Raw genomic sequence first — 6,100 nt, 5'->3', positions numbered from 1 at the left:
GTAAATAGGAATATTTATTTCATCTTGAAAAAAATCAAATACCTCTGTTAACTGAGGATGATTATTTTGTGCAGCATGAGATATAAATAAAGAATTAGAACGAACAAATCTTTGAATACGCTTTTTTTCCCCTTTTAATCCTTTACCAAAAGACCATTTATAACCTTCATCTGTTTGTAGTTCTGGATTATCTGGTAGATATTCACGAGAAAACCAGTTTTGTTGAATTTCATTTGGATAAGCAATTAACCACTCTTCAAATACTCGTTCTCGATTTAAAGAAACTCCATATTCATAACGAATATCATCATGAATAAAAATCACTTCAAAACTACTAGGCTTTTTTGCTGATTCACTATTTAATCTAAATGGTTCAATAGGTAATTTATCACCAGTTTGCATTCTACTAGCTGAGTTAATTACAAGATTTTTCAGAACTTGTATAGCTTTGAGTAAATTACTTTTACCGGAAGCATTTGGACCATAAATAACAGCACTTGTAACTAAGCGTAAATCATTATTGTTAGGGATAGGAAAAGTATTATTATTTAGCATGGTTTTATCATCAGCAGCTACCATACTCAATGTTTGCTTTTCTTGGATGGAACGATAATTTTCTACGCTAAATTCTACAAGCATGACTTTATTCTTAGTTGGTTATCCGTCTATAACCCACAAATTATTATAAATAGTAAAAATTATACTTTTTGTACTGTGCTAATGTCTAGTTGATAGCAACTTTTATTTGTGGGGTTATTCAAGCATACATAAATAATGAACAAATAGCTCTAGTTATAAAACTAAAGCTATTATCAATGTGTGGAAATTCAGAAAATTTTACTTACTAAAACTGTAAATGTGCTGTGTGTGCAAATTATCTTGCAAAGATGAAGGGAGGACACCATCAGAGAAAGTTTGCCTGTCTAATTGTACCTGCAAATTACTCAAAGGATCACTACCGGTCGCAATCAGAAATTCCATTTTCTGAATATAGGGTAAAGTGGCGATTTCATCTAAAATCTGACAGATTGCTTGCAGGTAAGGATGGTCTTTTTGTTGATACCAATTGGATTCAGCAATATTAGCTTGATCAAAACCTAAATGCACAGTCAAAGATGGTTGATCAAATAAAGCGATTCCCAAGGGACGGGCTTCTTCCTGTAACAATAAATGCTGATTTTTTGATAAAAACCGTAATTTCTCTAGCCGTTCATAGCGTTCGGTGACGGATTCTGGCTCATCTTGCCAATGTATTGCTACTGTGACTAGATAAGTTTGTAACAACATATGCCCCAATTTCTTGGCTTTGGTAGCTAGGTAATAGGAATTAAAATCATTAGACTCAATTAAGAGGGGAACACGATCTACGACTTCTAAGCCATAACCTTTGACACCAGCAATTTTTCGGGGATTATTGGTAATGAGACGGATTTTTTTGATGCCCAAATCCATGAGAATTTGCGCCCCCATGCCATAATCACGCAAATCAGCGGGAAACCCTAACCTTTCATTGGCTTCGACGGTATCTAAGCCCATATCTTGTAAAGAATAGGCTTTTAGCTTGTTAACTAAGCCTATGCCCCGCCCTTCTTGACGCAGGTAAACAACGACACCTTGACCTGCATCCTCAATCATTTTTAATGCGGCTTGCAATTGCATCCGACAGTCGCAACGCAAAGATCCTAAAGCATCGCCTGTTAAACATTCCGAGTGCATTCGCACCATGACGGCTTCATCTCGGAAATTTGCGGGATCTCCCTTGACAATGGCAACGTGTTCTGTATTATCTAGGGTGTGACGGTAGCCGTAGATATCAAATTGACCAAATTGGCTGGGGAGTTTGGTGATGATTTCTCTATATATTAGGCGATCGTTTTGGAGACGATAACTGATTAAATCGGCAATGCTAATAATTTTGAGGTGATGATTTTTGGCATATTCGACTAACTGATTTAATCGCGCCATTGAACCATCGGGGTTTTGAATTTCACAAATTACCCCGGCTGGGTACAGTCCCGCCAATCGGGATAGGTCTACAGCGGCTTCTGTGTGTCCTGCCCGTTTGAGTACGCCTCCCGGTCTAGCCCGCAGGGGAAAAATATGACCTGGACGGCGTAATTCTTCCGGTTTGGTGCCTGGGTTGAGGGCGACTTGAATCGTACGGGCGCGGTCTTCGGCGGAAATGCCGGTACTAACGCCTAAATGGGGTCCGGCATCAATACTAACTGTAAAGGCGGTTTGGTTAGTATCCGTGAGTGTGCTGACCATTAATGGTAAGTCTAGTTCATCAAGGCGATCGCCTGTCATTGCCAAACAAATCAGCCCTCTGGCTTCTACAGCCATGAAGTTGATCATGTCCGGGGTGGCAAATTGGGCGGCGCAAATTAAATCGCCTTCATTTTCTCGATTTTCGTCATCTACGACAACGATGACACGACCAGCTTTGAGATCGGCCAAAGCGGCATCAATAGAATCAAATTTAAAGGTTTGGGTAATATTAGACTGTGACACAGAAAATTTCCAGCTATCAACGTAAAGTTTTTTAACAATTTCTTATTCTAAATTGTAGCTTGTTTATGGGAATTAGGGATTTTGTGAGATAACTAAGTAGGTTAGCATTGAAAATCGTCGTTATGACAAGGCAAGAGGCAAGAGGCAAGAGGCAAGGGTGAAGAGGGTTTGGGCGATTTTACTTTTCGTTACATATTTCGGTTTTTTTCCGTTCACCTACTTAAACTGTTACTTGACAGTAAAATAGTTCATATATACTATTAATAGTTTAGAGTCCCGTATATACAGATTATTAAGCTATGAATTTCCATGATATAAGTAAATTACTAGGTAAACCCTACTTTCAAGCGTCTAATTGTCTCATTTACAATTTAGATTGTTTAGAGGCAATGAAAATTTTACCAGATGAATCAATTAATTTAACTGTCACAAGTCCGCCGTATAATATTGGCAAGGAATATGAAAATTTATTACCATTGGACGATTATATAAATTGGTGTGAAAAATGGATAACAGAAGTTTATCGTCTGACTTTATGTGATGGAGCTTTTTGGCTAAATTTAGGTTATTTATCCATTAAAAATCGTGCTAAAGCAATTCCTATTTCCTATTTGCTTTGGGATAAAATTCCTTTTTATTTAATTCAGGAAATTGTTTGGAATTATGGTGCTGGTGTTGCTGGAAGTAAGTTCTTTTCACCTAGAAATGAAAAATTTTTGTGGTATGTGAAAAATTCAGAAGCTTATACTTTTAATCTTGACGATATTCGTGATCCTAATGTTAAATATCCCAATCAAAAAAAGAATGGTAAAATCAGGGTTAATCCTTTAGGTAAAAATCCCACTGATGTTTGGGAATTTCCGAAAGTAACTTCTGGACAAAACCGATCTTCAAAAGAAAGAACACCACACCCAGCACAGTTTCCATCTTCTGTCATTCAAAGAATAATTCAAGCATCTTCAAATCAAAATCAAATTGTCCTAGATCCATTTCTGGGTTCGGGTACTACTGCTATGGTAGCTTTAAATTTAAATCGGTTAGTAATTGGTTTTGAAATTCGTCAAGATTATTGTGATATTGCTGCTAATAGAATTGAAACTTTTTTGAAAGAACAAAGTTGTCAAGTAGAACAAATGTCTTTATTTCTATAAAGGTATTTTTGTATTTTTAAGTTAACCACCACCAAACACTATTTATTATGTTTTTACCCAGCGCAAATTTTTCAATCCCCGAATTCAATTTAAGTATATTGTGATATTTTTCCTGCGCTTTGGCTTTTTTAACAGTTTGATTATTACCTTGATAATCACTTAATTCCTGAATAATTTTGATTCCTTCCTTATTCATCTCTTTCGCAATTACATCACCAACTTTACATAATAAATTAACAGGAGAATCTAAAATATATTCTCCTGTTATTGTAAAAAGTTTATGCTCATAAACTTTTTGATCTAAACCAGATGCCTGACCTGTTGCTGATTTTTGTGCATTCCAATCTTCATGGTCTATCCAACCAAATCTTAATAATGTTAAACTTTGCTGGTAGAAATTAGCTGTAATATAATAACCAGACTTTTCTTTTTTAGTAAGCTCCCCATTATTTTCATCTTTTGCTTTTTGACCATAGCTGCGATTTCCAAAAATTTTTGTGCCAAGCTGACCAGAAGTTTTTATCTCTATTGAATATCTTGTATCCTTTAGATAAACAATATCTTTTTCATCTTTACTTTGTGTTCCTCTCCATTCCTCTGGATAACGCTTTTGCAATTCTTTGGCAAAGAGTTTTTCAAAAAAATAACCCACCATAATAGCTGGTGGATCAATTTCTGCCAGGCTCAAATATGTGTCTTCCTCTCCTATTTTTGTTTGCCATAAAAGCTGCCAACTCTTTAAAGCAACCTCTCTAATAACATTTGGCTTGAGAGGATGTTCTTCTATCAGTTCTTTTGTTTTATCTGCCCATTTTTCAACTGGAATACTGGCATAAGGCAATACCATTTAGTCTAAACCTTTTAATAATTCACTGGGTGACATTCCCAAAGCCTGAGCAATACGGATAATATTTAACAAAGCAATATTTCTTTCACCACGTTCAACACCACCGATGTAGTTGCGATGTAGTCCTGACAGTTCTGCTAACTGTTCTTGGGAAAGATTTTGTGCTTTTCTGATTGTGCGAATGTATTCGCCAAACTTTTGAAGTTGAGAATTTTCAGTCACATAAAAAACATAATCCTTAGTGGTACTGATTTTCTACACACTATGAGTGTGATTGTTTTTTAAAGATATTTGTGATTATAGGTACGCTAAAAGATACTCTTTGCTATACAATGCAGCGAAAGTTCAATAATAAAGTCATCAGTAATTAGCTACTAGCTTGACTGCTGATGACTGATAATAGATAACTAAAAGTGGATAAGGATTTAATGTCATGGGAAATTTAAGACGCGTACCAGTTGGAATTGTTGGCGCGTCAGGGTATGGCGGAGTGCAGCTAGTCCGACTGCTGATGGATCATCCTGAAGTGGAAATTGTTTATTTAGGTGGTGAAAGTAGCGCGGGTAAATCCTTTGCTGACCTGTACCCACATTTCGCTAATATAGTGAATTTGCCCATTGAGGCGGTAGAACCGGAAGTTATTGCTAGTCGTTGTGAAGTGGTATTTCTGTCTTTACCGAATGGACTAGCTTGCCAAATTGCTCCTCAACTTATAGAAAAAGGTTGTAAAGTCCTGGATCTGAGCGCTGATTATCGCTTTGGTAATTTGAAAACTTATACAGATTGGTATGGTACAGAAAGAAGCGATCGCTCGACAGCAGCCACAGCAGTATATGGTTTACCAGAATTGTACCGCGATCGCATTGCCGAATCAAATCTAATTGGCTGTCCCGGTTGCTATCCTACGGCCAGTTTACTGGCATTGTCCCCACTTTTAAAACAAGGTTTAATAGTTCCCGAAACAGCCATTATTGATGCCAAATCTGGAACATCTGGGGGCGGTAGACAAGGTAAAATTAACCTGTTGTTAGCCGAAGCTGATAACTCACTGGGTGCTTATAACGTCGGTAGACACCGCCACACCCCAGAAATTGAGCAGATTTGTAGTGAATTGGCAGGGCATGAAGTAAAAATCCAATTTACACCCCATCTTATCCCGATGGTGCGGGGGATTTTAGCCACTGTGTACGCCACCATGCGCGACCCTGGTTTAGTCCGTGATGACCTCATTACCATCTATAACGCCTTTTACCGTAATTCCCCTTGGGTGAAAATCTGCAATAGTGGCACTTATCCCCAAACAAAATGGGCGTGTGGCAGTAACAGTTGTTACATAGGTATAGAAGTTGACCCCCGCACCGGGCGCGTTATCGTCATGTCAGCCATTGACAACCTGATTAAAGGCCAAGCCGGACAAGCAATTCAGTGTATGAACCTGATGTTAGGCTGGGATGAAACCTTGGGATTACCTAAAGTTGGGTTTTATCCATAAAAGGGAACAGGGAACAGGGAACAGGGAACAGAAGGCAAGAGGCAAAAGTTAATATTCTCCCCCTGCTTCCCCTGCTTCCCCTGCTTCCCCTGCTTCCCC

At 37.9% G+C, this 6,100-nt stretch carries 6 protein-coding genes; 2 read left to right on the top strand and 4 right to left on the bottom strand.

Features of this window, described 5'->3' with window-relative positions; all coding sequences use genetic code 11:
• Both IQ228_RS18780 and ribBA read right to left on the bottom strand, forming a co-directional pair.
• Window positions 1–639: ATP/GTP-binding protein (locus tag IQ228_RS18780; RefSeq protein ID WP_193963903.1), on the bottom strand; the 639-nt coding region annotated here is incomplete at its 3' end.
• A 198-nt stretch (window positions 640–837) separates the two neighbouring features.
• The gene (ribBA, locus tag IQ228_RS18775; protein WP_027400750.1) at window positions 838–2,511 is read right to left on the bottom strand and encodes a bifunctional 3,4-dihydroxy-2-butanone-4-phosphate synthase/GTP cyclohydrolase II; all 1,674 of its coding nucleotides are present in this window, start codon (window positions 2,509–2,511) and stop codon (window positions 838–840) included.
• Between the two features lie 299 nt (window positions 2,512–2,810).
• On the opposite strand from ribBA, the gene IQ228_RS18770 reads away from it, so the two are divergent.
• Window positions 2,811–3,662: a site-specific DNA-methyltransferase gene (locus tag IQ228_RS18770; RefSeq protein ID WP_027400751.1), complete on the top strand. Its 852-nt coding sequence runs from the start codon at window positions 2,811–2,813 to the stop codon at window positions 3,660–3,662.
• Window positions 3,663–3,678: 16 nt separating this feature from the next.
• On the opposite strand, the gene IQ228_RS18765 is transcribed toward IQ228_RS18770, so the two are convergent.
• Together IQ228_RS18765 and IQ228_RS18760 are read right to left on the bottom strand one after the other, a co-directional pair.
• Window positions 3,679–4,509 carry a ScaI family restriction endonuclease gene (locus IQ228_RS18765; RefSeq protein WP_051424202.1) on the bottom strand — a complete coding sequence of 277 codons (831 nt, stop codon included), beginning with the start codon at window positions 4,507–4,509 and terminating at the stop codon, window positions 3,679–3,681.
• On the bottom strand, window positions 4,510–4,731 hold the full coding sequence (locus tag IQ228_RS18760) for a helix-turn-helix domain-containing protein (RefSeq protein ID WP_027400752.1): 222 nt from the start codon (window positions 4,729–4,731) through the stop codon (window positions 4,510–4,512).
• 211 nt (window positions 4,732–4,942) lie between these two features.
• On the opposite strand from IQ228_RS18760, the gene argC reads away from it, so the two are divergent.
• Window positions 4,943–6,001 carry an N-acetyl-gamma-glutamyl-phosphate reductase gene (argC, locus tag IQ228_RS18755; protein ID WP_193963902.1) on the top strand — a complete coding sequence of 353 codons (1,059 nt, stop codon included), beginning with the start codon at window positions 4,943–4,945 and terminating at the stop codon, window positions 5,999–6,001.
• Window positions 6,002–6,100: the final 99 nt, after the last annotated feature.

Origin of the sequence: Dolichospermum sp. LEGE 00246 (genome assembly GCF_015207865.1) — a bacterium.
GTDB classification, from domain to species: Bacteria; Cyanobacteriota; Cyanobacteriia; order Cyanobacteriales; family Nostocaceae; genus Dolichospermum; species Dolichospermum heterosporum.
This window is presented reverse-complemented; position numbering and strand designations above follow the sequence as displayed.